This window comes from Halorubrum sp. CSM-61 (assembly GCF_003781945.1).
GTDB lineage: Archaea > Halobacteriota > Halobacteria > Halobacteriales > Haloferacaceae > Halorubrum.
The window spans coordinates 75,777-102,439 of the sequence record NZ_RJJW01000011.1; the positions used below are offsets into that span (position 1 = coordinate 75,777).

Annotated in this window: 26 protein-coding genes; 11 read left to right on the forward strand and 15 right to left on the reverse strand. The window is 68.1% G+C overall.

Translation table 11 applies throughout. From position 1 onward, the window contains the following. Positions 1-3 precede the first annotated feature (3 nt). The 3 genes from nosZ to EDM04_RS16535 form a co-directional block, all read right to left on the reverse strand. Positions 4-2,103 carry a TAT-dependent nitrous-oxide reductase gene (gene nosZ / locus EDM04_RS16525; RefSeq protein ID WP_123624075.1) on the reverse strand — a complete coding sequence of 700 codons (2,100 nt, stop codon included), beginning with the start codon at positions 2,101-2,103 and terminating at the stop codon, positions 4-6. After that, positions 2,100-2,477 (reverse strand): BlaI/MecI/CopY family transcriptional regulator, encoded by a 378-nt coding sequence (locus EDM04_RS16530; protein ID WP_123624077.1) that lies wholly within the window; start codon positions 2,475-2,477, stop codon positions 2,100-2,102. The genes nosZ and EDM04_RS16530 overlap by 4 nt, the downstream gene beginning before the upstream one ends. Positions 2,478-2,568: 91 nt before the next feature. Continuing rightward, the gene (locus EDM04_RS16535) at positions 2,569-3,324 is read right to left on the reverse strand and encodes a helix-turn-helix domain-containing protein (protein WP_123624079.1); all 756 of its coding nucleotides are present in this window, start codon (positions 3,322-3,324) and stop codon (positions 2,569-2,571) included. A gap of 156 nt (positions 3,325-3,480) precedes the next feature. Between EDM04_RS16535 and EDM04_RS16540 the strand changes: the two genes are divergently transcribed. Next, positions 3,481-4,278 (forward strand): aldo/keto reductase, encoded by a 798-nt coding sequence (locus EDM04_RS16540; protein WP_123624081.1) that lies wholly within the window; start codon positions 3,481-3,483, stop codon positions 4,276-4,278. 18 nt (positions 4,279-4,296) lie between these two features. On the opposite strand, the gene EDM04_RS16545 is transcribed toward EDM04_RS16540, so the two are convergent. Further along, positions 4,297-5,304 carry a phosphotransferase family protein gene (locus EDM04_RS16545; protein ID WP_123624084.1) on the reverse strand — a complete coding sequence of 336 codons (1,008 nt, stop codon included), beginning with the start codon at positions 5,302-5,304 and terminating at the stop codon, positions 4,297-4,299. A gap of 145 nt (positions 5,305-5,449) precedes the next feature. Here EDM04_RS16545 and EDM04_RS16550 point away from each other — a divergent pair, with 145 nt between their 5' ends. Next, positions 5,450-7,555 (forward strand): hypothetical protein, encoded by a 2,106-nt coding sequence (locus EDM04_RS16550; protein WP_123624086.1) that lies wholly within the window; start codon positions 5,450-5,452, stop codon positions 7,553-7,555. A gap of 68 nt (positions 7,556-7,623) precedes the next feature. After that, positions 7,624-7,773: a hypothetical protein gene (locus tag EDM04_RS18630; RefSeq protein ID WP_164471154.1), complete on the forward strand. Its 150-nt coding sequence runs from the start codon at positions 7,624-7,626 to the stop codon at positions 7,771-7,773. 50 nt (positions 7,774-7,823) lie between these two features. Here the strand turns inward: EDM04_RS18630 and EDM04_RS16555 are convergent, their stop codons facing one another. Next, positions 7,824-8,288 carry a DUF5799 family protein gene (locus EDM04_RS16555; protein ID WP_123624088.1) on the reverse strand — a complete coding sequence of 155 codons (465 nt, stop codon included), beginning with the start codon at positions 8,286-8,288 and terminating at the stop codon, positions 7,824-7,826. An 82-nt stretch (positions 8,289-8,370) separates the two neighbouring features. Here EDM04_RS16555 and EDM04_RS16560 point away from each other — a divergent pair, with 82 nt between their 5' ends. Beyond that, positions 8,371-8,778 (forward strand): halocyanin domain-containing protein, encoded by a 408-nt coding sequence (locus tag EDM04_RS16560; RefSeq protein WP_123624090.1) that lies wholly within the window; start codon positions 8,371-8,373, stop codon positions 8,776-8,778. Between the two features lie 60 nt (positions 8,779-8,838). Here the strand turns inward: EDM04_RS16560 and EDM04_RS16565 are convergent, their stop codons facing one another. Both EDM04_RS16565 and EDM04_RS16570 read right to left on the reverse strand, forming a co-directional pair. Next, positions 8,839-9,918, reverse strand: coding sequence for a mandelate racemase/muconate lactonizing enzyme family protein (locus tag EDM04_RS16565; protein ID WP_123624092.1), 1,080 nt, complete (start codon positions 9,916-9,918; stop codon positions 8,839-8,841). 3 nt (positions 9,919-9,921) lie between these two features. Further along, entirely contained in the window at positions 9,922-10,851 is a 930-nt protein-coding gene (locus EDM04_RS16570; RefSeq protein ID WP_123624094.1) for a 1,4-dihydroxy-2-naphthoate polyprenyltransferase, read from the reverse strand. Positions 10,852-10,992: 141 nt separating this feature from the next. Between EDM04_RS16570 and EDM04_RS16575 the strand changes: the two genes are divergently transcribed. Beyond that, positions 10,993-11,535 carry a carboxymuconolactone decarboxylase family protein gene (locus EDM04_RS16575; protein ID WP_123624096.1) on the forward strand — a complete coding sequence of 181 codons (543 nt, stop codon included), beginning with the start codon at positions 10,993-10,995 and terminating at the stop codon, positions 11,533-11,535. Between the two features lie 96 nt (positions 11,536-11,631). After that, positions 11,632-11,937, forward strand: a complete 306-nt coding sequence (locus EDM04_RS16580; protein ID WP_123624097.1) for a hypothetical protein — start codon at positions 11,632-11,634, stop codon at positions 11,935-11,937. A 30-nt stretch (positions 11,938-11,967) separates the two neighbouring features. Here the strand turns inward: EDM04_RS16580 and EDM04_RS16585 are convergent, their stop codons facing one another. From EDM04_RS16585 to EDM04_RS16595, 3 genes are all read right to left on the reverse strand, one after another. Continuing rightward, positions 11,968-13,122 (reverse strand): DUF63 family protein, encoded by a 1,155-nt coding sequence (locus EDM04_RS16585; protein WP_123624099.1) that lies wholly within the window; start codon positions 13,120-13,122, stop codon positions 11,968-11,970. A gap of 72 nt (positions 13,123-13,194) precedes the next feature. Further along, entirely contained in the window at positions 13,195-13,644 is a 450-nt protein-coding gene (locus EDM04_RS16590) for an Lrp/AsnC family transcriptional regulator (protein ID WP_123624160.1), read from the reverse strand. Between the two features lie 98 nt (positions 13,645-13,742). Further along, the gene (locus tag EDM04_RS16595; RefSeq protein ID WP_123624101.1) at positions 13,743-14,504 is read right to left on the reverse strand and encodes a 4-phosphopantoate--beta-alanine ligase; all 762 of its coding nucleotides are present in this window, start codon (positions 14,502-14,504) and stop codon (positions 13,743-13,745) included. Between the two features lie 185 nt (positions 14,505-14,689). Between EDM04_RS16595 and EDM04_RS16600 the strand changes: the two genes are divergently transcribed. After that, positions 14,690-14,926: a hypothetical protein gene (locus EDM04_RS16600; protein WP_123624162.1), complete on the forward strand. Its 237-nt coding sequence runs from the start codon at positions 14,690-14,692 to the stop codon at positions 14,924-14,926. Between the two features lie 52 nt (positions 14,927-14,978). Here the strand turns inward: EDM04_RS16600 and EDM04_RS16605 are convergent, their stop codons facing one another. From EDM04_RS16605 to EDM04_RS16625, 5 genes are all read right to left on the reverse strand, one after another. Beyond that, positions 14,979-16,679, reverse strand: coding sequence for a methylmalonyl-CoA mutase (locus EDM04_RS16605; protein WP_123624103.1), 1,701 nt, complete (start codon positions 16,677-16,679; stop codon positions 14,979-14,981). Positions 16,680-16,804: 125 nt separating this feature from the next. Then, positions 16,805-17,257: a universal stress protein gene (locus tag EDM04_RS16610; RefSeq protein ID WP_123624105.1), complete on the reverse strand. Its 453-nt coding sequence runs from the start codon at positions 17,255-17,257 to the stop codon at positions 16,805-16,807. A 71-nt stretch (positions 17,258-17,328) separates the two neighbouring features. Then, positions 17,329-18,870 (reverse strand): TrkH family potassium uptake protein, encoded by a 1,542-nt coding sequence (locus tag EDM04_RS16615; RefSeq protein ID WP_123624107.1) that lies wholly within the window; start codon positions 18,868-18,870, stop codon positions 17,329-17,331. 615 nt (positions 18,871-19,485) lie between these two features. Further along, positions 19,486-20,253: a HAMP domain-containing sensor histidine kinase gene (locus tag EDM04_RS19005; protein WP_277424153.1), complete on the reverse strand. Its 768-nt coding sequence runs from the start codon at positions 20,251-20,253 to the stop codon at positions 19,486-19,488. Between the two features lie 109 nt (positions 20,254-20,362). Then, complete coding sequence (locus EDM04_RS16625; protein ID WP_123624109.1) at positions 20,363-21,376, reverse strand: lysylphosphatidylglycerol synthase transmembrane domain-containing protein; 1,014 nt, start codon at positions 21,374-21,376, stop codon at positions 20,363-20,365. Between the two features lie 193 nt (positions 21,377-21,569). Here EDM04_RS16625 and EDM04_RS16630 point away from each other — a divergent pair, with 193 nt between their 5' ends. The 4 genes from EDM04_RS16630 (at position 21,570) to EDM04_RS16645 (ending at position 26,623) form a co-directional block, all read left to right on the forward strand. Then, entirely contained in the window at positions 21,570-22,436 is an 867-nt protein-coding gene (locus EDM04_RS16630; RefSeq protein WP_123624111.1) for a hypothetical protein, read from the forward strand. A gap of 52 nt (positions 22,437-22,488) precedes the next feature. Continuing rightward, complete coding sequence (locus EDM04_RS16635; protein ID WP_123624113.1) at positions 22,489-23,481, forward strand: glycosyltransferase family 4 protein; 993 nt, start codon at positions 22,489-22,491, stop codon at positions 23,479-23,481. Between the two features lie 1,515 nt (positions 23,482-24,996). Further along, positions 24,997-25,551, forward strand: coding sequence for a hypothetical protein (locus EDM04_RS16640; RefSeq protein WP_123624115.1), 555 nt, complete (start codon positions 24,997-24,999; stop codon positions 25,549-25,551). A gap of 4 nt (positions 25,552-25,555) precedes the next feature. Then, complete coding sequence (locus tag EDM04_RS16645) at positions 25,556-26,623, forward strand: hypothetical protein (RefSeq protein WP_123624117.1); 1,068 nt, start codon at positions 25,556-25,558, stop codon at positions 26,621-26,623. Positions 26,624-26,663: the final 40 nt, after the last annotated feature.

Genomic DNA, 26,663 nt, shown 5'->3' on the forward strand with positions numbered 1-26,663 from the left:
TTCTTACTCGTCCGGCTCGACGAGGATCCGCGAGCGCATCTCCAGGTGGAGCGCGCTACAGAAGTACGCGCAGTACGCCCAGAACACGCCGGGCTCGTCCGCGGTGAACGTCACCTCGCGGGTGTCCTGCGGCGCCAGCGCGAGGTTGATGTCGTACTCCGGGATCGCGATCGAGTGGATCACGTCGCTCGTGGTCTCGACGTTGGAGATCCGGAGCGTCACCTCGTCGCCCTCCTGTAGCGTCACTTCGGGGAAGGCGTACTCGTTGCGGCGCGCCCACATCTCGATCTCGACGGTGCCGTCGTCGACCCGCTCGAAGGACTCCTCGCCCTCGGCGACGTAATCGATGTCGTAGTCGTCGGTGTCCCACGTCTTCGCCGGCTCGATCTTGTCCTTGTGGACGATGCTGGCGTCGTGCGGCTCGGGATACGACGGCTTGTCCTTGATCAGCTCTAACCCGGCGTCGTCGTCGCCGATGTGGAACAGCTGGTCGTTCTCTGGGTGGATCGGCCCGACCGGGAGGAACCGGTCCTTCGAGAGCTTGTTCAGCGAGACGAGGTAGTCGCCCTGCGGCGACGCCGTGTACGACTCCGCGGCGATGAGGTGGCCGGGGTTGTAGTGCACGTCGTGGCGGTCGACGACCGGCTCCTCGGAGCCGGCCTCGGCCTCGACGGCGGCCTCGTAGTCCCACTTGACGACCTCGCTGTCGATGAACGTGGTCGTGTACGCGTGGCCCCGCCCGTCGTAGGCGGTGTGGAGCGGCCCCATCCCGATCCGGGGCTGCCCGACGATGGCCTCCTGCGGGTCGTCGACCTCGGCTATCGCCTCGACGTCGATCACCGTACAGCTCGGGTCGAGCTTCCCGGAGGCGATGGCGTAGTCCCCGTTCGGGGTCACGCTGACCCCGTGCGGGCTCTTCGGCGTCGCCACGTACCGGACGATCGGGCGGTCGCCCTCGTTCAGCGAGCTGTCCATCGTCCCGTCGACGACCGGCACGCCGCTGATCTCCTCGTACTCGCCGTTCTCGACGGCGTCCCAGATGGCGGGGATGTCGAACGCCTTTACGTAGTCGCGGTCCGACTGCGCCATCTCGGACTCCGTGACGCCCTCCTCGCTGTTGTAGCCGGTCGCGAAGAACCAGCGGCCCTCCTTGCCGCCGTCCCCGTTGTCCATGTTGCCGTCGACCTCGACCTGCCACTCGACGTCCATCGTCTCGGGGTCGATGGCGGTGAGGACGGAGCCGTACTCGTCGGGGCTGTCCACGTCTCGCCCGTCGTTCGGCATCGGCACGCGGAACTCGCCGACGCCGAAGACGAGCTGGGTGTCGGGCAGCTGCATACAGGCGCCGTGGACGCCCTGGCAGTTCGGGACGTTCGTGATCGCGTCGGTCTCGAAGTACTCCAAGTCGACGCGGGCCATCCGGCCGTTCGCCTTGTCGTTGACGAACAGCCAGCGCCCGTCGTAGTCGTTGTCGGTCTGGGAGACGCGCGGGTGGTGGGTGTCGCCCCACGTGTGGCCGTCGCCCTCCTCTTCGAGCATCCGGCTCGTCTTCGCGTCGTGGCCGAAGCCGCGCGCGCTCTCCGCCTGGAAGACGGGGATCCGCATCAGCTCCCGCATCGACGGGATCCCGACGACGCGGATCTCGCCGGTGTGACCGCCGGAGAGGAACCCGTAGTACTCGTCGTGCTCGCCGGGCGCGACCTTGTGCTCCCCGCTCGCGGCCGCGTTCCCGGAGTCGTCGCTCTCCTCGTCCGCGAGGATGCTCGTACAGCCGGCGAGGCCGCTCATGGCCCCGACGGCGGCGCCGGCCTTCATGAAGTCGCGCCGCCCCAGCTCCAGCCGCGGGAGATCGAGGGTCGGCCGCTTCGCCGCGGTCGCGTCGGTCCCCTCCGCGGTCGAGGCGATGTCGCGCTCGTGGTCGGTCAGCAGGTGTTCGATCGTCCGCCCGTCGACGATCTCCGGCTCGTCGTCCGCCGATCCCGAGCCCTCGCCGGCCGGGCTCGCCGTCTCCGCGCCGCCCGCGGTCTCGTCCGCCGACCGCTCGTCGGTGTGTTCGTCGGTTCGTGCCGTTCGCTCGTCGCTCGCGTTCGGATCTGTAGTCATTGTTGGGTGGCTGCGTCGGCTTCGTCGCCGCCGTCGCGTTCCGTTCGGACCGTTCGAGCGAGCCGCTCGACCGCCGGCTCGCCGAGCACCGTCCGGAGCTCGTCGACGAACTCCGGGATCAGCCGCTCGCGGGCCGCCTCGACGTCGAACCGGTAGCGGTGCCGCGTTCCGCCGCGGTACCGCTCCGGCTCGCGCTCGACGAACCCCTTCTCGACGAGCCGGTCGACGGTCCGCTTGACCGTCGTGTACGCGACGTCGTCGCCGCGGCCCTCGACCGCGTCGAGCATGTCGCGGGCCGTGAGGGTGTCGTCGGCGCGCCGCAGGACGGCGAGGAGCTCGCGTTCCCGCGGTCCGAGCTGTGTCCACTGGGTCATGGGTGACCGGAGCCGAACAGACGAGTTCGACCCCGCTACTGATCACTACGGTCGAAGCCCCCGGATAGCTGGCGGCGAACTGTTCGGGGGTTTAAGTACCGTCTCCGAACGCCTGCGAGAAGAGCGTGTCAGTCACGGTCCGGAGGTGCTCCGAGACCGTGGACTTCGCGAGGTCGAGGTCCGCGGCGATCTCCGCGGCGGATGCGCCGTCGCCGTCGAAGTATCCCTTCTCGGCGGCGACGGTAGCGATCTCGGCCTGTCGGTCGGTCACGCCCGCGAGGTCGATCGGAACGACGTCGCGACAGGAGTCGTCTTCCGCGCTTCGGTCGCCGCGATCGACGCACAGCCGGCGCAGCTCCACCCCGAGCCCGGCGGCCTCGCACTCGTCGACGATCGCCTGCAGCTCCTCGTGACCCGTCAGCACGAACGAGACGAGCAGCTCGCCGTCCACCATCTCGGTCCGGCGCGGCGACACCGGGAAGCTCGCGAACGCCGACGGGAGCCCGGCGCACGAGCAGCCCTCGCAGACGCTTTCGACGGTCGAGTGCGAGGCCGGACCGGCGGGACCGTCGGCGCCCGTTTCGGTCTCCACCGGGCCGATCGCGACGCCCCCGTCGGTCGCGGGGCGCTCGCAGGTGATCTCGTAGCGGCCGTGCGCCTCTCCGGCGAACTCGACGAGGTCGAGGCCGCTCGGCGGGTCCTCGGGTGGATCGGGAGTGACGAACTCGACGCGAGCGTCGTCGGCGTCGACGCGGAACTCCTCGACCGACGTGTCGGACGAGAGCGCGGCCACGGGACAGCCCTCACAGGCGGAGACGGCGAGTTCGACGTGGATCCCGTTGGTCATGTCTCCGTGTAGGGACTCGACGGGCCATATAACGACGAGAGGTTTCCAGCTCGGTGAAAACGCTTCCACGGAGTCGACACCGCTTCCGGGGCGGTTCCCCCCGCGACCCGTTCCGGTTGGCGCGCCCTTTTGTCGTCCCGGGGAGAACCGGGAGCCATGCCGCCGCTCGAACTCCTCCTCGGCCTCGGCACGTCCGGACTCGACGATCCGGACGAGTGCCGCGCCACCGTGACCGCCGCCCTCGAAGCGGGGTACCGCCACGTCGACACCGCGCAGATGTACGACAACGAGGCCGCCGTGGGCGAGGGGATCGCCGCGGCCGACGCGGACCGCGACGACGTGGTCGTGGCCACGAAGGTCCACCCCGACAACCTCGCCCCCGGAGACGTCCGCGAGACCGCTCGCGAGAGCCTCGACCGGCTGGGGCTCGACCGCGTCGACCTGCTGTACGTCCACTGGCCGATGGGCGCGTACGACCCGGAGGCGACCCTCCCGGCGTTCGACGCGCTCAGGGAGGACGGGCTCACCGACCACGTCGGCGTCTCGAACTTCACGCCGGCGCTGCTGCGGGAGGCCGACCGGATCCTCGACGCGCCGATCGCGGCCCACCAGGTGGAGTGTCACCCCCGGTTCCGGCAGCCGGAGCTCCGCGAGCTCGCGGCCGAGTCCGACCACCGGCTCGTCGGCTACTCCCCGCTGGCCCGCGGGGACCTGTTCGACGACGACGAGTTCAAGCGGATCGCCGACCGCCACGACCTCTCGCCGGCGGTCCTCGCGCTCGGATGGGCGCTCGCCCGCGACGTGACGCCGATCCCGAAGGCGACCGGCGACCACGTGACCGAGAACCTGCGCACGGTCGACGCCGAGGTCCCCGCGGCCGCCCTCGACGCGATCGATGCGCTGGAGCAGGGCGAGCGTCGGATCGATCCCGACGACGCGGCGTGGAACCGGTGATCGCCCCGCCGTAATCCGTCAGACCGCGTCCAGACGCGCCCGAAGCTCCGCGTCCGCCCGCTCGACGAGCGACTCCAGCGGTTCGTCGAGGTACGGTACCCACTGGTCGATAAAGCCCGAGCGCCCCAGCATCCGGACGACCTCGTACACCGGACGCCGCTCGGCGAACCCCGGCGGAAGCCCGCCGGCGCGGTCGCGGTACCCCCGATACAGGGCCTCCGCGTACCGCTCCGGACCCTCGCTGTCGAACCCGTTGAGGAGCTGGTCCTCCGCGCGGACCAGATCGCGGGCCGGATCGCCGACGTGCGCGAGCTCCCAGTCGATCGGGACGACCCCGTCGGGACCGGCGTCGGTGTCCGATCCGGTGCCGCCCCCTGCCCCGTCCCCGTCGACCACGAACAGGTTCGGCTTCGCCACGTCGCCGTGGAGCAGCGCGGCCGGGGCGCCGCCAAGCCGGTCGCGGTTCGCCTCGACGCAGTCGAACACGGCGTCGTAGTGGTCCGCCAGTCGCTCCGAGGTGCCGATCTCGCAAGTCCGCTCGATCGTTTTTAAGAGTACGTCCGGCCACGGTGCCCGGTCGAGGTCGAGTCCGCCACGCGCGTCGCTCCCGACGATCTCCCCGTGGGCCTCGAACCGCTCCGCGTGGAGAGCCGCGAGCGTCGCGCCGACGCGGTGGAGGAGTGCCTCTCGGCGTATTTCATCGGAGTTATCCCAAACCCCGAGCAGCTCGCGACCCGGTGCGGGCGCGGTGACGAGGTACGGCACCGACGCGTTCGGGTCGCCGGCGAGCACCGCGGGACCCGCGACCGACCGCTCCGCGTCGAGGTACCGGAGCACGGCCAGCTCGCGGGCGATTCGTGTGCCGTCGTCGTCGACGGCGACCTTACAGAAGGCGCGCGCCCCGTCGGCGAAGGCGACGCCGACCGTCTCGTTGGCGCCGTTCCACGAGGGACCGACTCCGAACGTCCGGTCGACGGACCGGTCCGGGAACGCCTCGCCGAGGGCGGTTTCGACCCGCTCGTCCATGCCCGCGTGTCACGCGCACCGGATGTTAAAGATGCTGTCACGCTTGTTAACACGAGGCGGTAAAATGCGGTTATATAGCTCCAGAATCGGCGAATCTCGGGAATGACCGACAGCCTCATAACTGTTGTCGGACTATCAGAAGGCCGTGACTGACGACGAGGTCGACGGGCGGGTCGGGTTCGAGACGGAGGGACGGACGCTGCACATCCGCGACGGCTTGGAGGGAGAGACGTTCCCGCTTCGGTTCGATCGGGAGCCGCAGCCCCGGCCGGCGCTGCCCGAGCTGTTTCCCGTTCCCGTGGATCGAGCCGTCAGCTTCGAGGCCGAGTCGGTTTCTATCCCCGCCTACTCGTCCGTCATTCTCCGCGACGCCGACGGGGAGCTCATCGCGCAACTCGACGACGCGATGGACTTCCCGCGAGCGACGTACATCCTCGACATCACCGGCGTGACGAAGGCGTTCGTTCGGATACCGGACGTCTCGATCTCCGCGACTGGGGCGACTGAGTTGGAGTCGATCGAACTGACCTTCGACTCCCCGACCACCGTTACGGTCGGGGCGCGATCGCTCCACACCCGCCCGGAGGCGACGATCACCGTCCCGGACGACCCGACCGCGCTCGCCGAGGCGGTGTCCGTACTCGGCTCGTCGATCAAGGAATTTTCCCCGGAACGCTCGTGGCCGACGCTCCGCGGGTATCCTCCCCGGATCCGGCTCGGCGACGAGCTCGACATTCCGAGTCCGCTCGTCGAACCCGACACCGGGATCGAGATGGTCGTGCGGCCCACCTACGCCGACGTGTATCGGCTCTCCACGCTGGCGTACTACCTCGGTGCGAGGGTGGTCGTCGGCGACGCGCCGGCGGTCCGGCTCGAAAACGGATACGTGGAGCCGTTACCCACCGACGGGGTCGCGCTCGAAGAGCGCGTCGAGGAGCTACTCCGGACGTGGTTCTTCCTCGACACCCTCGCGCGGACGGAGGGGTACGTCAAATCCGACCGATACGAGTACGAACAGGTCGGTTCGGAGCTTCCCTTTTACCCGCCAAGCTTGGCCGACAGATCGATGAGCGAGCGACTGATGGAATACTTAGAGGTCGATCCCGAGACCGTGGCCCCGTACGTACCGGCGTGGCCCACCGAGGCAGTGCTCCGACCGGTCCCCGAGTCCGCGGAGCTCCTCCCGCATCTTGCGCACGTGCTCGCTCCGGTCCGTACCCGGGGATCGAGAGATCCGACCGCAGACACACCCGTCGCGCTCGCGACGTCTCCGTGGATGAACCGCGAGGAACGGGACGCAGAACTAGATATGACCCCCTCGCCGGACGACGTCCCCTCTCCGTCGGGAACGGCGGTTCTGACCCCGTCCAGCTACGAAAACCGATTGAATCGAACGATGACGGCCCGCGGTGACATCCGAGTTGTTTCCCTAATCGATTCGGCGGAGCGGGCGGAGAGGTTCCGTCACGCGCTCTGCGATCCGGAGGTACCGGGTGCGATCGGGTCGTGGGAGGTGATAGCCGGTCCCGATGCGGACACCGTTGCGTCGGTCCTCTCGGACTCTGACATCGACATCGCGTACTGCGGTTTGCCGACCCAAGACGGTCGGATCGTCGCCGCGAACGGAACCGTTTCAGTCGGAGATCTCGGGTCGGCGCCAGCGCTCGCCGTATTCGAGGGACTCGGCGATCCCGCGTTTGGTGTTTCGATGGTCGAAAGCGGCGGGCTGTCCTCGATCGTCACTGAGGACGCTCTCGATCCCGATGTATTCCGGTCACTGACCGGTCTTCTGTCGTTCGGCGTTTCGACGGCGGCGAGCGTTTCTTCGTGTGGGATCGGAGCCGCGCCCCGAGTGCGGATCGTCGGCGATCCGGGAGCCGAAATCGCCTCTCACAGCTATTTGATCATGCAGATATCCCGAGCGTGGTCGGAGAGCCCGACGTGTCATCGTATCGAGCACGGATCCTCACTCTCGTTGTCGGCACGCATCGGAATCGAACAAAAGCAGTTATTCGAGTCGTTCCAACCGAAGGCCGAACTGAGTGGAAAGGTGAGCAGAGGCGGTTCTACGCTCGACACCTCGGAACTCCTCAAGCTGCTCGAACAGGGCGACGCGGTCGTTCGACTCAACGGTCGCCTCCTGTTACCGGAAGACGTCGAGGAGGAGGCCGACATCGAACGGATGGCTCGCCAGCACCTTTCCGAAGGCGACGAGTCGCCGGAATACACGCTCGACCGTCGCTCCGAGTGACGAAGCCGCGCCGAACACCTTTCGGTTCACCGCGGAGTTTTATTTCCCTTCCCGACCAACGCCTACTCATGCCCCAGATCCACCTCGACGAGGAGACGGTCGAGCGGCTGGACGCGCTCCGGATCGACGACGAGGAGTACGACGAGATCGTCAGCGAGCTCATCAATATCTACGAGGCCGAGGAGCTGACGCTGTTCCGCGGGAGCGACTACGATTAGGGCGCGGGAGCGACTCCCGCGTCGACGCCGTCGCCCCACCCGTCCGCACCCTACTCCTGATACGCGACCCGCACCTGCTCCCACTTGCCGACCTCTTCGAGGTGCGCCTGTAGCTCGTCGGCGTACTCTTGGACGAGTCGCTCGGCCGCCTCCATCTCCTCGTCGGAGGGGCCGTCGTTCCCGCTCCCGCCGCCGAACCCGAGCGCGCCCTTGATCGAGTCGACGAGCCCGCCGCCGGACCCCCCGCTCCCGCCGGCGTCGCCGCCGGGGGCACCGCCCATCGCCGCGACCTGCGACCGGACGTTCTCGAGTTCCGGCATGATCGCCGGGAGGCTGGAGGTGTCGGCGACGATCCGGGCGTCCTCGGGGTCGTCGGCGTCCTCGATCTCGAACTCGGTCGCGGTCATGATCAGCCCCCACTCCTGGCTGGAGAACCGCGAGGCCGACACCCGGTCGTTGAACTGGTTGTCGACGGTCATGCGCTCGCCGACGATCGCGTCGGTCCATTCGCTCATACGCCCTCCTTCGGCGGTGGCGGTAAAAGCCCCTTCCCTCGTCTACGATCGGCATTTATACCGCCCACCGCGTCGATCCGGTATGACCGACCGAACGCGTCGAGAGGCGCTCGCGGCGGCGACGGCACTCGCCGCCGCGTCGCTCGCGGGCTGTGCCGACGCCGTCATCCCGGGCGGCGAGGAAGACAATCCGGAGCCGACCGACCGGACGGGCGAGGAGCGAGTGACGGTCGCCGTCGGCGCCGATGCGGGGTTCGCCTTCGCGCCCGCGAACCTCGTCGTCGACGCCGGAACGACGGTCGTCTGGGAGTGGACGGGCGCGGGCGGCGCGCACAACGTGGTCGACAGGGGCGGCGCCTTCGAGTCCGAACTCACCGGCGAGGAGGGACACGTCTTCGAGCACGCATTCGGGGAGGCGGGCGTCTTCGAGTACGTCTGCACGCCGCACCAGACGCGCGGGATGGAGGGGCGGATCGAGGTCGTGGAGTGAGTCGGGTGGAGGTCTCCACCGCCGCGGCCTCCCGCCGTCGGGTTACCGCAGGCCGTCGGGTTACCGCAGACCGTCGAACGCGTCGCCCGCGAGGCCGGGACCGCTCGGCACCGGTATCTCGCCGTCCGCGACCGGGCAGGGGTCCGGAGCGAGGTCGTCGTCGAGAAGCGAGCCGGTGGCGAGCCCGCAGGGGGCCACGTCGGGGATCGCGGCGGCGACGTGGACCGCCGCTGTGCGCGCGACGACCGCGTCTATCGTGGTGGTGACGACGGGTTCGACGCCGGCTTCTCGCGCGCGCTTCGCCACCGCCAAGGCCCGGTCCGGTCCCCCGAGCGCCATCGGCTTCAGGACGACGGCGTCGGCCGCGCCGGCGTCGAGGACCGCGTCGAGTCCCCGGCTCGCGAGCGACTCGTCGAGGGCGATCGGGACGTCCTTCTGACGGTCCCGGAGCGCGGCCGCCCCGTCGAGGTCGTCGGCCGGCAGCGGTTGTTCGAGGTACGCCAGACCGAGCGGGGCGAGGCGCTCGACCGCTTCTCTGGCGGTCGCTCGGTCCCACGCACCGTTGGCGTCGGCCCGGAGGGAGACGCCCTCGCCGACCGCCCGCCGGACGGCTCGGAGGCGGTCGACGTCGGCATCGAGATCGCGCGCGCCGACCTTCACCTTCAGGCAGTCGAACCCCCGCTCGACCGCCGCCTCGGCCTCGTCGACGGCGGCTTCCGAGTCGCCGTCGCCGATCGTCGCGTTGACCGGGACCGTCTCGGCGGGCGCGGGGAAATCCTCGTTCTCTGCGAGGTGCTCGGAGAGGGAGCGGCGGGCGTCTCGGGCGGTCGCGTCAGCGAGCGCGAGCGCGAGGCCGTGGCGCGCGGCGGGCGTCTCGACGGGATCGAGCCGGGAGACCGCGTCGGCCGGAAGTTCCCTTTTTTCGTTCCCGCCGCCGACCCCGCGAAGCGCCGCTTCGCACGCCGACAGCGACTCGGTCCAGCCGGGGAGGGGCGTCGCCTCGCCGAGGCCGAGCGCGGGGACCGACCCGCCGTCGGCCTCGGGATCGACGGCGACGAGGAACCCCTTGCGCCGATCGACGGCGCCGCGTGCGGTCTGGAGAGGGGCCGTCAGTCCGAGCGAGAAGGGGCGGAGCCGCACGGGTCAGACCGCGAGGCCGACGGCGAACGCGACCGCGTACGCCGCGAGCAGTTTCCCGGTCGATTCGAGGGCCGGATTGAGCGCGTCGCCGGCGGTCTCGGTCACCACGGTGCGGGCGACGCCGGCCGCGAGCGGGAGGGTCGCGAGCGGGAGGAGCACGGCGAGCCCGTACCCTTCCGCGAGGAACCAGAGGGGGGTGAGGTACGCGAGCGCGAGCAGCGCGAGGAACTGGCCCCGCGAGAAGCGGTAGCCGAACCGGACCGCGAGGGTGCGCTTGCCCGTCTCCGCGTCCTCCGCTAAGTCGCGGACGTTGTTGACGACGAGGATGTTCGTCGACAGCGCGGCGATCGGGAGGCTCGCGACGACGGCCGCGAGGGTGACCGTCCCCTCCGGGATCCAAAGCGGGAACGCCCCGGCCGCGAGCGCGGCGGCCTGGACGTAGTAGGTGCCAGTGACGGCGATCACGCCGAAGAAGACGAACACGAACAGGTCCCCGAGCCCGTGGTAGCCGAGGGGATAGGGGCCGCCCGTGTACGCGATCCCGGCCGCGACCGAGGCGAGCCCGATCGCGAGGATCGGGACGCCGCCGACGTACACGAGGGAGGTCCCGACGAGGATCGCGGCCGCGAAGGTGAGCCACATCGCCCGCTTCACCTCTCCGGGTTCGATGAGGCCGCTGGCGACGACGCGGGTGAACCCCTCGCGGTCGTCTGTGTCCGCGCCCTGGATCGCGTCGTAGTAGTCGTTCGCGAAGTTGGTCCCGATCTGGATCAGCGCCGCGCCGACGAACGCCGCGAGCGCGGGCAGCGGGGCGAACACCCCCTCTCGAACCGCGAGCCCGACGCCGACGATCACCGGCGCCGCCGCCGCGGGGAGCGTCTGCGGCCGCGCGGCGATCACCCACGCCCGCCGCCGCGACACGTCGATACTCATTGTCGTCGGTAGGGCCGTGCCGTCCCTTAAGCTTACCATCGGGGAAGCGACGCGGTGCCGCAACGAACCGTTCGTGGCATCGTTCCCGGCGAACGCTACCGAGTCACACAAGCCTATGGCCGCGGGCGGAGAGTCCCGTCCATGGCTCGCGTTCCCTACGTCGAGGCGTCGGACGTGCCGGACGAGTACGAGGAGTTACTGGAGTCGTCGCTGCAGGGAAATCCCCTGCACGTCTACCAGTCGATCGGCAACAACCCCGAGGTGCTCGCGGGGCTGCGCTCGTTCCTCGGCTCGCTGTGGACCGACAGCGGGCTCTCGGACCGCGAGCGGGAGCTGGTGATCCTCGCGGTCGCCCGCGAGACGACGAACCGCTACGAGTGGCACCAGCACGTCAACATCGCCCGCGGGGTCGGGATCGACGACGAGGTCATCGCCGCGCTCGGCGCGGAGGACCGCGGTCCCCTCGACGGCGACGAGACGGCCCTCGTCGAGTACGCGCTCGCGGTCGTCCGCGGCGAGGTCGACGCGGTCGTCCACGACGAGGCCGCCGCCCGGTACGACGAGGAGACGCTCGTCGGTATCGCCGCGGCCGCGAGCGGGTACGAGGCCCTCGGCGGAATCATCGACGCCTTCGACCTCGAACTGGAGCCGGGGACCGAGTTCCACGGGTGGGACCCGCGGTAGGGCGGAGGTGGCTCCCGCGGTAGGCGACGGGAGCCCACCGACCGACCGCGCTCCCGCGACCGACAGATACGACAGGGGTCGGCGCGTACCGCGCGTATGAGCGATACGGCCGGAGACGAGGGGGTCGACGCGGACGGGAAGGGTGAGGCGAACCCGATCGACGCGTGCTACGAGGAGACCGACGGCGAGCGACGCCTCACCTTTTCAGTCGACGGGACGGAAGCGACCGTCGCCCAGAACGTCGACGGCTACGCAATGTTGAAGGTCCGGCCGGGCCCGACCGGCGACGAGCTAGAGCGGTACTACGGGTTCGACATGGCGCTCGATCACGCCGCAGAGCTGCTCGGGGTCGCCGTCGCCGACCTCCCGATCCCCGAGGCCGCTGCCGACATGGGAATGTGAATTCGGGGGCGTGACTCTCGGCGCTCGCCCTCAGATCCCGAAGGTCGCCCGGAGCATGTCCCGGCTCCCGGGACCGAGGCCGACGGCGAGCACCGTGATGAGAAGCAATAGCGTGTAGCGCGGCGACTCGTCGAACATCTCGCCGTTGAACACCCAGACGACGAACGTCGCCGCCGCGAGCTTCACCAGCAGGAACGGCCACGCGTCGCCGGTGACCGAGAGGATCGACTCCGGCAGCAGCCGCGCCGTCCAGTCGACGATCAGCGCGTTGACGACGTGTTTCGGGACGAGGTTCGCCGTCCCCGTCAGCGCCGGCATCCAGTTGAGCCCGATCACGTTGGCGACGCCGTCGATCGCGTGCCCCCAGATGATGACGATCCCCGCGACGCCGGTCCCCTGCCGGACCTCGGGGACGTACGCGGTCGCGAGCTTCCACGTGACCGCGGTCGCCGCGGTCGCGATCCCCAGCGTCAGCGCGAGGACGATCGGGTAGAACTGGACGTAGTCGGTCGCCGCCGAGAGGTACGAGAGGTAACCGAACGCGATAGCGAGCGCGACGGCGCCCATCGCGAACAGGGGGCGGGCGTAGTCGTCGGCGACGCCCCGGTCCGCGAGCGCGTACGCCGCGAGGACGCACGCGAGCGTCACGCCGAAGACCGTGAAGTAGATGAACGGGCTGATCAGTAGCGCGCTCGCCGGGAAGGGGATCAGTGGCTCCACGTCGGCTCGCATCGCGGCGATTCCCGCGTCCTCGACGGTGCGGAGCGCCCCGCCGAGCAGCATGAACGGGAACAGCGCGTAGAAGAAGCGGAGCTCGGTGCCGATCTCCAGCCGGCGGAGGAGAAAGACCACGCCGATCAGCATCGCCAGCAGGATGACGACGTAGCTCACGGTCGAGACCGTGGTGTACCCCGGCTCGGCGACGACCTCGCCGGCCTCGACGGCCGCCGAACACGCCGACGAGCTCCCGAGCAGCTCGGTCCCGCTCGCGTCGCGGACGGCGCACTGCGCGCCCTGCCCGTCGGCCGCGACCGGCCCCCAGAAGTACCGCCAGAGGAACCGGTCGTACACGATCCGCGGGAAGACGACGGATCCCACCGCGAGAAGCGCCGCGACGGCGCCGACGACCGCCGCCCACGCGCGTTCCGGCGACAGCCCGAACCGCTCCTCGACCCGTGTGCTCATGTGCTCCGTTGAGGGAGTCTCCGAATTGAGGGTTCCGGTCCCGCGCCGTCGCGTCGGGGTTCGAGGGGGCTCTCAGACCGGCGGCCCGTCCGACTCGTAGTCGGTGCCGAGGATGATCATCGTCTGTGACCGCGAGAACCCCTCCATCTCCGCCACCTCCTCGAACATCAGCGCGCGGAGGCTGTCCGTGTCGGCCGCGACGACCTTGAGGATCACGTCCCACTCGCCGGTGGTCAGGTGGATCTCGCAGACGCCGTCGATCTCGCGGAGCCGCTCTAAGGCGTCCTCCTCGCGTCCCTGTTCGACCCGGAGACCGACGAATGCGCTGACGCCGTAACCCACCGTCTTCGGGTCGATCGACGCGTGGTACCCCTCGATGACGCCCGCCTCCTCCATGCGGTTCACCCGGTCGTGGACGGTCGCGCTGGACATGTCGATGCGGCGCGCGACCTCCGAGAACGGCGTCCGGGCGTCCTCCTGTAAGATCCGGAGGATCGCGCGGTCCGTCTCGTCGAGTTCCATGCGTGCCATACGTTGCCAGCGACCTTTGCACTTCCGACGCGGACGGCCACAGATACGTCAACGATCGGACGTGTCGTCGGTCCTCTCGGGGTCCGGAATTAGGCGTCCGGCGTCTCGAAGGAGCCCTCGCGGATGGCCGCCTCCGCCTCGGCGAGCGCCTCGGCGGCGTCGAACGAGTCGACCGCCTCGCGGCGGGCCGCGGGGGAGGCGTCGGCGAGGTCGCGCGCGTGGGCCGTCACGTTCGGCACCGCCCGGATCAGGTTGTCGATGATCGGGATGTCCGCGGTGCGCGGCGACCGGCTGCCGGGGTTCAAGTCGATCACTATCTCCGTCTTCCCCATCGCGTCGAGCGCTTCGGCGCGGTCGCCGTCCTCCAGGGGGACGACGACCGCGTCGGCCGCCCCGATCCCGTCGGCGTCGACGGTACCGCGGGCGTGGTCTAACCCGGGGATCTCGCCGTCGCCCGCGAGCCCCTTCACCTCGTCGGCCCCGTGCTCGCGGAGGTGGTCGGCGATCCGCCGGACGCGCTCGTCGGTGTGGTTGAAGAGGTTCACCTCGACGTCGGCGTCGACGGCCTCCGCGAGCTCGACCGTCTCCGCGGGGGCGAGCGCCGCGACGTTGCCGTTCACCGACAGTACCGGGCGATCGGCGAGCAGGAGGGCGGCGGCGGCCGCGCGAGCGGCGCGGTCCGCGCTCGGGAGCGTCCGCTCGCCGAGGAGGTAGTCGAACGCCTCGCCGCGACCCTGCGCGATGAGCCCCTGTTTCGAGGTGATCCCCTTCTCGACGCCAGCCTCGATCCGGTGGCGCGTCACGAGCGACGCGTAGCGCGGGTGGTCCTCGGGGATCTCCGTCTCCGTCATACCCGAGCGAGGCGACGCGTCGATTAAAGTGGACCGTTCGCGATCGGCCCTCGGCTCCCGGTTCCTCAGCCACCCGGAATCGAGTTCGACGCACCGTCGACCCGGTCTCGTCCGCCGGTAAGGGCGAGCTAACCGAGCGACTGGAGCTTATAACTAAGACACCGGAGCGAATACCATCAGCCGTGATGAATCGAACCGGCAAGTACACTGTCGTGAAGGCGTGCAACGACCACGGAGCGATCACGCTCCGTGAGTATCCGCGCAACGGGACGCTGTACGTCGTCGAGTACGACGATCCCGACGTGGAAGACGAACTGGCGGAGCTCGACGCCGGGTCGGTCGTCGAGCTCGACCTCCGCCGGGCGGGTCGCCGAGGCAACGCGTGGTGCGCGGAGTCCGCCCGCGCGGTCGATCCGGTCTGAGTTCCCGGCCGGCTCCGTCCGGGTCTGCGGTCCCCGCGAACTCCTCTCCCTTTTAAGCGACTCCGACTCGCTCGCGATAGGTCCCGTGTTCCGCCTCGAACACCGCCATGATCTCGCCCATCGTGGCGTACTCTTTCACCGCCGCGACGATCGCGGGCATGGCGTTCTCCCCGGATTCGACCGCCTCGCGGAGGTCGTCGAGCGCCGACTCGACCGCGCCGTCGTCGCGCTCCGCCTTCACCGACTCCAGCCGGGCGAGCTGGCGCTCGCGAGTCGTCTCGTCGACGCGGAGCAGGTCGGTCTCCGCGTCCTCCTCGACTCGGTAGGCGTTGACGCCGACGACGGTCTCCTCGCCCGAATCGACCCGCTCCTGGTACTCGTAGGAGGCCTCCTGGATCTCGCGGTGGAAGTACCCCTCCTCGATCCCGCGGAGCACCCCGTCGCGGACGGAGCCGTCGCCCATCTCCCGGATCTCCTCGATGTACGCCACGGCCTCCGCTTCGGTCTCGTCGGTCAGCGCCTCCACCGCGAACGAGCCGCCGAGCGGGTCGACGATGTCGGCCGCGCCCGACTCCTCGGCGATGATCTGCTGGGTGCGGAGCGCCACCCGCACGGCGCGTTCGGAGGGCAGCGCCAGCGCCTCGTCGAAGGAGTTGGTGTGGAGGCTCTGGGTGCCGCCGAGCACGCCCGCCAGCGCCTGGAGGGTGACGCGGACGACGTTGTTGAGGGGCTGTTGGGCCGTCAGCGACTGGCCCGCGGTCTGCGTGTGGAACTTGAGTCGCTTCGAGGCGTCGGCCTCCGCGCCGTACCGCTCGCCCATGATCCGCGCGTAGATCCGGCGGGCGGCGCGGAACTTCGCGACCTCCTCGAAGACCGAGTTGTGCGAGTTGAAGAAGAAGGAGAGCTGCGGGGCGAACTCGTCGACGTCGAGCCCGCGATCGAGGCAGTCCTCGACGTATGCGAACCCGTCGGCGAGGGTGAACGCGAGCTCCTGTGCGGCGGTCGAGCCGGCCTCGCGGATGTGGTAGCCGGACACCGAGACGGGCTTGAACTTGGGCGTCTCGTCGACCGCGAACTCGATCGTGTCCGTCACGAGATCGAGGGAGGGTTCCGGGGGGATCACCCACTCCTTCTGCGCGATGAACTCCTTGAGCATGTCGTTCTGGAGGGTCCCGCGGAGCTCCTCGCGCGGGACGCCCTGCTGGTCCGCGACCGCGACGTACATCGCGTAGATCACGGGCGCGCTCGGGTTGATGGTGAAGGAGGTGGACACCTCGCCAACGTCGATGCCGTCGAACAGCACCTCCATGTCCCGCAGGGTGTCGACGGCGACGCCCTCCTTGCCGACCTCGCCGAGCGACATCGGGTCGTCGGAGTCGAGCCCCATCAGCGAGGGCATATCGAAGGCGGTCGACAGGCCGGTCTGGCCCTCGTCGATCAGGTAGTGGAACCGCTCGTTCGTCTCCTCCGCGGTGCCGAACCCGGCGAACTGCCGCATCGTCCACGTCCGCCCGCGGTGCATCGTCGGGTAGACGCCGCGCGTGTACGGCTCCTCGCCCGGGAAGCCCAGGTCCTCCTCGTAGTCGACGTCGGCCACGTCTGCGGGGGTATATAAGCGATCGACCTCGCGGTTCGACACCGTCGCGAACCGGTCTCGCCGCTCGCCGTGCCGGTCGAGGGTCGGATCCAGCGTCTCCGCCTCCCACGACGCCTTGGCCTCGCGGATCTCGGAGAGCTCCTCGTCGTCGTACATACCGGCAGCTACCCGCCGATTGCGTATAAATATTCATTATATTTTAAGAGGGGCGGGCGAGACGCAGGCTCTCGCCGTCGCGAGAGCGGTTTCGGACCGATTCGGTCCTCATCGACGATCGGCAGTTACTCCGCCGCTTCCTCCTCCCGCGGCAGCGCGATCACGGGGACGGTCGCCTTCGTCACCAGCTTCGCCGACAGGTCGCCCGACAGGAACTGCATGAGGCGGTTCCCGCCGCGAGACCGATAGACGATCGCGCTCGCGTCGACCTCGTCGGCGGCGTCGAGGATCGCATCGACGACGTTCCGGGCGTACGCGGTGTGTTCGTGGACGTCGGGGAACACGGTTCGGACCGCCGCGTACGACTCGTCGGCCAGCTCCTCGGACTGCTCGACCGGCGTCTTGTCCGGGACGCCACCGCCCTTCTCGACGACGTGCAGCGCGGTCACGCGCTCGGGGTCGTAGGGTTCGAGCGCCATCGCCGTCTCCAGCGCGTCCCCCTCGTTGGCGACCGGGAGGAGCACGTGGCCGAGTAGGTCCTGCCCGTCGGTGTCGGTGGTCTCGTCTGTTCCAACCATGGGTGCTACTACGCCCGCCGCCGTTTAAGAAGGTGCCTCCCGCGCCCGAGCTCCGGAACACGCGCGCGGCCTCACCGGTCGTCGAACCCGGCGACGAACAGGGCGAGCACCGGGACGATCTCCAGCCGGCCGATCCACATCAGTCCGATCATCAGCAGCTTCGTCGTGTTCGGAAGCAGCTCGTAGGTTCCGAAGGGGCCGAGCGGCCCGAGCCCCGGACCGATGTTTCCGATCGTCGCGAGCGAGGCCGCCAACGCCTCCGTCCCCGTGAGCGACACCCCCGCGACGCGGCTCGTGTCGATCTCGATGAAGACGGCCGAGAGCGCGAACAGGAGGAAGTACAGCAGCGTGAACACGAGGATGCCGCGGATCACGTCCTCGTCGACGATCTCGCCGCCGAGCCGCACCGGCCGGACCACGTCGGGGTTCGCCGTCGTGTACAGCTCCCGACGGAGGGTTTTCAGCAGGATGAGCCAGCGGATCACCTTGATCCCCCCGCCGGTCGATCCCGCCGAGCCGCCGATGAACATCACGAACAGCAGGAAGAACTTGGTCTGGGTGTCCCACTCCGCGAAGTCCGCGGTCGCGAACCCGGTCGAGTTCATCAGCGACGCGACCTGGAACGCGCCCTGTCTGAGCGCGTTCTCCGTGACGCCCTCGGTGGCCCCGCCGATCGCCGTCGCGGGCGCCCCGCCGTAGAACAGGCCGGCCGCGAGCACCGCCGCGAGCCCGGTCACCAGGCCGAGGTACATGCGGAACTCGGTGTTCTCGAACATCCGCGACGGGTCGTCGCGGAGCACGAACCAGAACAGCGCGAAGTTCACCCCGGCGATCACCATGAACGGGACGAACACCCACTGAGCGACCGGCGAGAACGCCGCGATGCTCTCGGCCTCCGGCGAGAATCCGCCGGTCGGGAGCGTCGAGAAGCCGTGCGCGATCGCGTTGTACAGGTCCATGTTCGGCGCGAGCCCGGTTACCCCGAGGAGGGTCAGAATCGCGATCAGGACCACGGTGAACGCGAGGTAGATGAGCCAGAGCGCCCGCGCCGTCTCGACGATCCGCGGCGTGAGCTTCTGGAGTCCCGGTCCGGGGGCCTCGGACTTCATCAGCTCCGCGCCGTTGACCGCGAGCTGGGGGAGGATCGCGACCATCAGCACGATGATCCCCATCCCGCCGAGCCACTGGGTGAGCTGACGCCACATCAACACGGCGTGCGAGTGCTGTTCGAAGCTGATCTCCGCAGTCACCGTTGCGCCGGTCGTGGTGAACCCGCTCATCGACTCGAACAGCGCGTTTATCGGGTGCCCGAGCGCGGACCCGGTGCCGTACCCGGCGATGACGTACGGTATCGCCCCGATGACCGCGGCCATGAGCCACGCGAGCGAGACGACCGCCAGCGCGTCGCGCGGGCCGAGGTCGGGGTCGTCGTCGAGCCGTTCCATTCCCGCACCGATCGCGACGGCGATCGTCATCGACGCCGCGAACGCGATCGCGTCCTCCCCATATATCAGCGCCACGACGAGCGGAACGGCCATGGACGCCGAGAGGAGCTTCACGATGCTCCCGGTGTAGCTGAGCGTCGCCCGCGTGTCGATCGTTGTTCGTGTCACGAGTGTCCCTCGAGAGTGCCGATGTGCGTCGTAGCTTTCCGGCACGACAAGAAGTCGTCGGTGAGTCCGCGAGTCTGTTACACTCACCGCAAGTGATGTTCTCGGATACGCCTTCGATCCGACTGTAACTCCGATGAGCGATAGCGGGAGTGGGTATTGCAGATCGGTGGTGGCGAATCAGTATTTAAAGGATCCGTGAGCGGCGGCGACGATCGCTTATAAAGAACAACGCGGTGGCGCGCCCCAGTGAGCGGCCGCCATCGGCGGCCGCGAACCGACGGTGCGAGGGAGTCGCTGGCGGCGACAGCCGCCAGCGACGAGGCTGGGGAGGCGTGAGGCTGTGCGGTCGGGTGGGACTCAAAGGGGCAGCCGTGAGAGCAGCGCAGGCGACGCGAGCACCGCAGAGAGTGAGCAACGCGAACGACCGAGGAGCGCGGCGAGCGTGCGCTGCTCTCACGGCTGGGGCTTTGGAGCTCTTCACCGCAGAGTCTTCGATCGCTTATAAACAGCCGACAGCAACACCACTCGATCACTAATAAAGACATGATAAACCAATCTGAGAGACTCACTCCCGCGATCAATCAGTAGCCATCTCTGACTCGAGACGCCTCATCGCTACGGAACGACAACGCCGGACACCTCGAACCGCACGCCCCCCTCGGCGCTTTCCCCGGTCGCGATCGCCCACCCGTGGGCGTCGACGACCCCCTCGACGATCGCGAGACCGAGGCCGAGTCTCTCGGTTCCGGTCGTGAACCCCGTTTCGAAGACCCGGTCCCGATCGGCCGCCGGGATTCCGGGGCCGTCGTCTTCGACGTAGAACCCGTTTCCGTCGTCGAGGGGGCCGACCCGGACCGACACGTCGGACCCGCCGTCGTCGGACCCGCCGTGTTCGATCGAATTTCGAAACAGGTTCTCGAAGAGGTGGCGGGCGCGACCGGGGTCCGCCTTGAACCGCAGATCCTCCGCGACGGTCAGGGTCGCGCTCTCGGTCCGCACCCCGTCCCAGCACTCCGCGGCGGTCGCGTCGAGCGAGACGAGCTCCGTCTCCTCGATCTCGTGTCCCTGCCGGGCCATCGTGAGCACGTCGGCGATCAGGTCCTCCATCCGGTCAAGCGACCGCGCGGCGATCTCCAAGTGGTCGCTGTCCCGGGCCGAGCGTTCGAGGTCGACGCGCCCCTGCGCGACGTTCAGCGGGGTCCGGAGGTCCAACTGGAGGCCGATCGGGAACCGCCCGTCCGCCGAGTCCGTGCTCGCGATCGCCTTCCAGTAGTCGCTCTCGGGGTCGATCCGGGTCAGGTGTCCGTTCTCCACGCCGAGAAGCGCCTCTCCGATAGAGAGCGCCAGCGTCGCTTTCTCCTCGAACGCCAGGTCGCGGTCCATCGCCTCGTAGAGCCGCCCCGGGCCTCCATCGCGCTGAGAGCCTCGCCCATGGATACCGTCTGGGTCCCGACCCCACTGATAAAAATGGCGGTGTTGGGAACGCGTCGCCCTACCGAACAGTGCGAACGCCGAGCACCGACGCCGACGCGCCGCCGATCGCCGTCGGCATCCAGTAGACGCCGCCGCGGAACACGAGGACGGCGGCGGTGACCGCGGACGCCGGGACGCCGGTCGTCGGGACGAGCAGCGCGACGAACGCCGCCTCGATCCCGCCGAGCCCGCCGGGGAGGGGCGTCGCGCCGGCGACGTACGCGAGCGGCACGGCGAACAGCGGGACCACCGGCGAGACCTGATGGCCGACCGCGGCGAACGCGACCGTGAGCGCGGCCGCCTGGAACAGCCACCCGGAGAGCGAGAGTCCGACAGCGGCCGCGAGTCGCCCGGGGCTCGCGCCGACGCGCTCGATGTCCTCGAAGAAGTTCCGCAGTCGGTCGGCGATTCCGGCCTCGACGGCCTCGGCGTCGAACCGGTTCACTCGCCCGGCCAGCCCGCCGATCGCGCTCGGGAGCCGGTCGACGACGACCCGCCGGTACCGCCAGCCGAGGGCGACCCCCGCGACGATCGCCGCGATCAACGCGACGGCGACCGCGACGGCGACCTCCAGGCGCTCGCCGATCGCGGCGGTCGTCGCGTAGTAGCCCACGCCGAGGAACACGAGCGAGATCGAGGGGACGACGTTGAGCACGTCGACGCTGGCGATCCCGACCAGCCCCGTCTCGTAGCGCGACCCGGAGACCCGCGAGATGAGCGCGGCCGCCACCGGTTCGCCGCCGGCCTGTCCGAACGGGGTGACGTTGTTAGCGAAGACGGCCCCGGAGTACACGAGGAACGATGTGGTGATCGGGAGATCGACGTCGAGCGAGCCGAGCACGGTCCGGAGCATGAGGCTCCACGCGACCAGCCAGCAGAGCGCGAACCCGAACGTGGCCGCGACCAAGAGCGGGTCCGCCGAAAGCATCGTCTCGATCACGCGGTCCGCCCCGACGACGACGAAGAGGACGGCGAGGATCGCGACCGCGGCGATCCCGCCGACGACCAGTCCCCGTCGCTGGCTCCCGTCCATGGAGGGTATGGCGCGCTGGCGGACTTGAAACGTCTGATCGGTCCTCGCTCTCCGCTTCTACCGCGGTTGCCATCTCGGCCGGTCGAAAGAAACGAGACGTCGAAAACGGCGTTAGGACCGATGAAATACCGGATTCGACCCGGAGAACGGACCAACAAGAATACAACCGTCGACGGGGAACGGGGGCGTACTCATGGACGATCAGCGGTTCCTCGAATCGGAGTGGGACTACTGCCTGGTGTTGGACGCGTGCCGCTACGACGTGTTCGAGGACGTGTACGACGAGTACCTCGACGGCGACTTGGAGAAGCGCCGGAGCGTCGGGTCGTCGACGCCGGAGTGGGCCTACCGGACGTTCACCGGCGACCACGACATCGCCTACTTCTCGGGGAACCCCTTCATCAACGACCTGGGGATCCCGCTGAACGAGCTGAAGTGGGGCGCGAGCTGCGACTACGAGTGGACCGCCTCCGAGCACATCAGCGACATCCACGACGTGTGGAAGAGCGGCTGGGACGACGACCTGGGAACGGTCCCGCCGGAGGGGCTCGCCGAGGCGTACCGGAACAACCGCGACGCCGTCGAGCGCGCCGACCGGACCGTGCTCCACTACATGCAGCCGCACGCGCCGTACCTCTCGCGCGGGAAGGGCCAGAAGCTCAAGCAGATCCAGAAGGGGATCAAACGGCAGGAGGAGGAGGAAGGGGGGGACGGAAACACCGACGACGGCGGCCTCCTCTCCTCGCTCAGCGACTCGGTCCGCCCGAAGATCGAGAGCCGGCTCGACGACAGCGAGTTCGCCCAGAAGGCGGGGCTGTGGCTCGAACTCGATCCCAAGGACCTCGTGAAAGACGGCACCCGCGTGACCGCGCTCAAGCTCTACGAGGAGAACCTCCGGATCGCCCTCGAGTCCGTCGCCGAGCTCGTCGAGGAGCTCGACGGCGACGTCGTCGTCACCGCCGACCACGGCGAGGCGTTCGGCGAGGAGGGCGTGTGGGAACACCACATCGAGACGTACATCCCACCGCTGATGGAGGTCCCGTGGCTGGAAGTGGAGTGAGCGCGTTCGGCCCGAACCGCGACTCCGCGACGACTTCCGCAACGACCCCGCGATGAAGGTCTCCCACTACTTCGAGTTCGAGGAGCACGTCACCGGCGGCATCCGCGAGTCGGTCGTCCACCAGCGGAAGATGCTCGACCGCGAGGGGATCGCGTACACCACCGAGCCGACCCTCGACGCCGACGTGCTCCACTGCAACTTGATGGGACCGCGCTCCGTCTGGTACGCGAAGCGCGCGAGCGACCGCGGGGTCCCCGTGGTCGCGCACACCCACGTCACCGCGGAGGACTTCGGCGACAGCTTCCGCTTCACCAACGCCTTGGCGAAGCCGCTCAAGCCGTACCTCAGTCGAGCGTACGGGCTCGCCGACGCGTTGGTCTGCCCCTCCGAGTACAACCGCGGGGTGATCGAGGGGTACGCCGACCGACCCACGACCGTCGTCTCGAACGGCGTCGACCGCGAGAAGCTCGCCGGCTTCGAGTCGCTGGAGGCCGAGTACCGCGAGCGCTACGACCTGTCCCCGCCGACCGTCTTCCTCGTCGGCCACGTGATCAAACGGAAGGGGTTAGCAACGTTCGTCGACCTGGCCCGCGAACTGCCCGACGTCGACTTCGCGTGGTTCGGACCGCTCGACCTCTCCTTAAAGGGCCGCGAGACCACTCGGCTCATCGAGGAGTCGCCGGACAACTGCACGTTCACGGGTTTCGTCGACGACATCCGAGGGGCGTTCGCCGCGGGCGACGTGTTCCTGTTCCCGACCCACGAGGAGAACGAGGGGATCGCGCTTCTGGAGGCGATGACCGCTGGCAAGGCCGTGGTCGTCCGCGACATCGAGACGTTCTCGTGGCTCGACGACGGCGAGGACTGCCTGAAGGTCGACCCCGCCGCCGCGGCCGACGAAATCGGAGCGTTCGCCGACGCGATCCGCCGGCTCTCCGACCCCGAGCTCCGGGAGCGCCTCGGGTCGAACGCCGAGAAGCGTAGCGAGTCGTTCTCGCTCGACGCGATCGCAGAGCGGTACCGCGAGCTGTACGAGTCGCTGTAGGCCGCTCTACTCTCTTCCGTCGTCGCCCATCACCGCATCCCTCTACTGAGAGCGATCGGTCCCCGTCGATGCGATCGCGGCGGACGATCCGACGATCGGTGCGACCACGGCCCACGATCGGTGCGACCACGGCCCACGATCGGCCAATCACCGGTCGCTCGGAACGAACATGGAGCGGTCGGCCTTCACAGTGGCCGATTCCGCGCCACCTGTATTTATATAACGAACATGTCTTTTCTTGATTTACCTAAGATCTCATATCTAAATGCGCCCCGGTCTCTCATCGGTCACCCACGGAGATCGAGATCGCGGTTTCAGCGACCACCCGACGGGGACGTCGACCGATCGTGCCGGGAGACACCGGACCGATCGCGGCGTCCACGCCGCCTACGTCTCGGAAGTTCGGGGAGATCGATTCGTGAATACAGTCGGTTTCGTCCCGTCTAACGTCCGATTTAACAGAGAGTTCGATTCTGGATCGGTGACGTTCACCGACCGTACTGCCATCGCCGATCCGAGACGCGGTCGACGCGACCGCCTCCAGGTTCGAGTTCGGACCCGACGCCGGCTGTAGATCCGTCTCTATCAGAAACGACCGATCGGGAGAAGTAGGATCAAATATCAATATTCAATAATATTCTCCAACATGGTATATAGGAACGAATCCAGTACAGATCTCCGTCGATGCGGTGTCACAGTCTTCTCCGTGAACGCGATGGCCCGGTCGGTCCTTCGGTCGCGAGAAAGCCAGACCGCCGATCGGCGTACTCAATTCGTATCGCGTCTCACCGGTTGTACCGTCTCTCTGGCGACCGGATCGAGTTCGTGACCGGCCTCTGTGCATACCTATCAAACATAACTAATAAATATATTTCCGATTAGTTTTTCTGACGACAGATCTCTAGCGTTCCTTACGGAGCCCAGAAATCGCCGCTAACCTATCGAATAGACCGAACTACGCCGGAGTTGGCGGATTCGTGATCCGGGTCGACGATCTGAAATACCGGTCGTAGCTTGGCGTCGATGTCCAGCGGAAAAGCGATTATTCTGAACCCTATTTTTCTCGGGGAGAAGCGGTTACTTGGCTATTCGATCGATCCGCTGCGGATGTGTTCTGACACGACCCATACGATGCGACAATAGTGACGGTCTTGACGTGCCGATCCGGAAATCACCGAGAAACCGTCTTCAGCCGAGCTTCGGTGCTGATTCACTCGGTGGGGAATTCTGCTCCGCCGTTGCTAACGCACCCGTGTCTTTATTTGTATATTTATATTTTGATAAATTACCTAATTTATAGATTATCAGATAGTTGTGTCTCAGACCGAGGTAGCGTTTGCGACGAGTTCGCTGACGGATCCGCGCCGCGATGGAGAGTACTGCACCAGCGAATCCACTCGGTCTCCGTTCGCGACTCCGGACGACGACTCGAATGTACCGTCTCACCCCTCAGATCGTCCGATTCCACCCCGACCGATATGTTTATATTATTTGTAGCTTGATACCAACTCACACATGAGAGACCCAGTAGCGGAGAGTACCGCGGACGAGACGCTTCAACCGTTGAACGACCGGGTGGAGGCGCTCGACGGCCTTCGGATCGGCTTTTATAACAACGCGAAGCCCGCGGCCGAGCCGGTCACGGACGTGTTACAGTCGCTGCTCGCGGAGCGGTATCCCAACGCGACCTTCGAACGGTTTCACGTTCCGGCGCGGGACGAGGAGAGCCTCCGACAGATCGGCGAGTGGGCCGCGTCGGAGACCGACGTCTGTCTGGCGATAATCGGGGACTGCGGCGGCTGTACCCGAGCGATCGCGAGGGCCACGAACGCCGTCGAGGCGGCCGGCGTTCCGGCGGTCGGGCTGGTCGCCGACGAGTTCGGTCTGAGCTTCGAGACGAACGCCCGTAACGAGGGGCGACGGCTCCGACACCGAGAGGTTCCGATCCGATCGGAGACGACCGACCTCGATCTGATCCGTGAGGCCGTCGACGAGACCCTGCTCGATGCGATCGAGACCGCGCTGACGGAGCCGCTGACCGACGAGGAGCGCGGCACGGCGGAGGACTAGTTCGATGCCGGACGACTCGATCGACGAGGTGTACGAGGCGTACTACGAGTCGGGTTCGACGGACGGACTCCCGGTGATACCGCCGACCGACCGGCGCGTCGACAGAATGCTCGAGGGGACGGATCTCGCGCCCGAAATGGAGATCGGGCGCCTCGGGAACAGACAGGGACGGCTCACCGTCGAAACCGTCGCGGTCAACGGCGTCATGGCCGGGTGTCTCCCCATCCATATGCCGGTGTTGATCGCCGGGGCGCGGGCACAGGTCGCCCCGGGCTCCGAGATGATCGAAGCCTCGGTCGGGACCGACTCGTCGGCGCACCTGTTCCTGCTCAACGGGCCGATACGGGAGGTACTCGACGTCAACTCCGACACGGGCGCGTTCGGGCCCGGATTCCGATCCAACCAGACGATCGGCCGGGCATTGGGACTGATCTTGCAGAACACCGCCGGTCACCATCCCGGTGAGCAGGCGATGGGCGTGATCGGAAACCCGTTCAAAAACACGCTCGTCACCGGCGAGAACGAGCGGAAGACCCCGTGGGAGCCGTTCCACGTCGAGCGGGGATACGACGACGACGAAAACACGATCACGGTCACGAACGTCAACTGTTTCGTCCAGAGCTCGAACTACGGGCGGAACAAGACCAAGACGGGGATCCTCTCGCGGTTGGTGTACAACACCCCGTCGCAGCTGGGCTTCCGAAAGGGCGCGGTGTACGTCATCTCGCCCGCCAACGCTCACGAGCTGCGAGACGTTTCCAAGCGGGAGGTCAAGGAGTACATCTACGAGAACGCGGTCGTTCCCGGAGAGAGCTTCAGTAGCCCGGGCAAGCGACGGCGAACGCCGGACCCGGAAGCGCTGAACGACGTTCGACGGCGCGTCCACGACTCGCCGGAAGAGATCGAGGTCGTCGTCGCCGGCGGGGAGGGGGCGTGGAACGCCGTGCTGGGTCCGATGGAGGGGGGACCGACGACGGTGCGGATCGACCTCCCCGACGACTGGGACGCGCTCTTGGACGACTACCGCTCGGGGCTCGACCGCGACTGGGGACAGCCGCTACACGGGGAGTGAGGCGGGGCACTACGGGTCCGCCTCTCTGGGTTACGAGAGA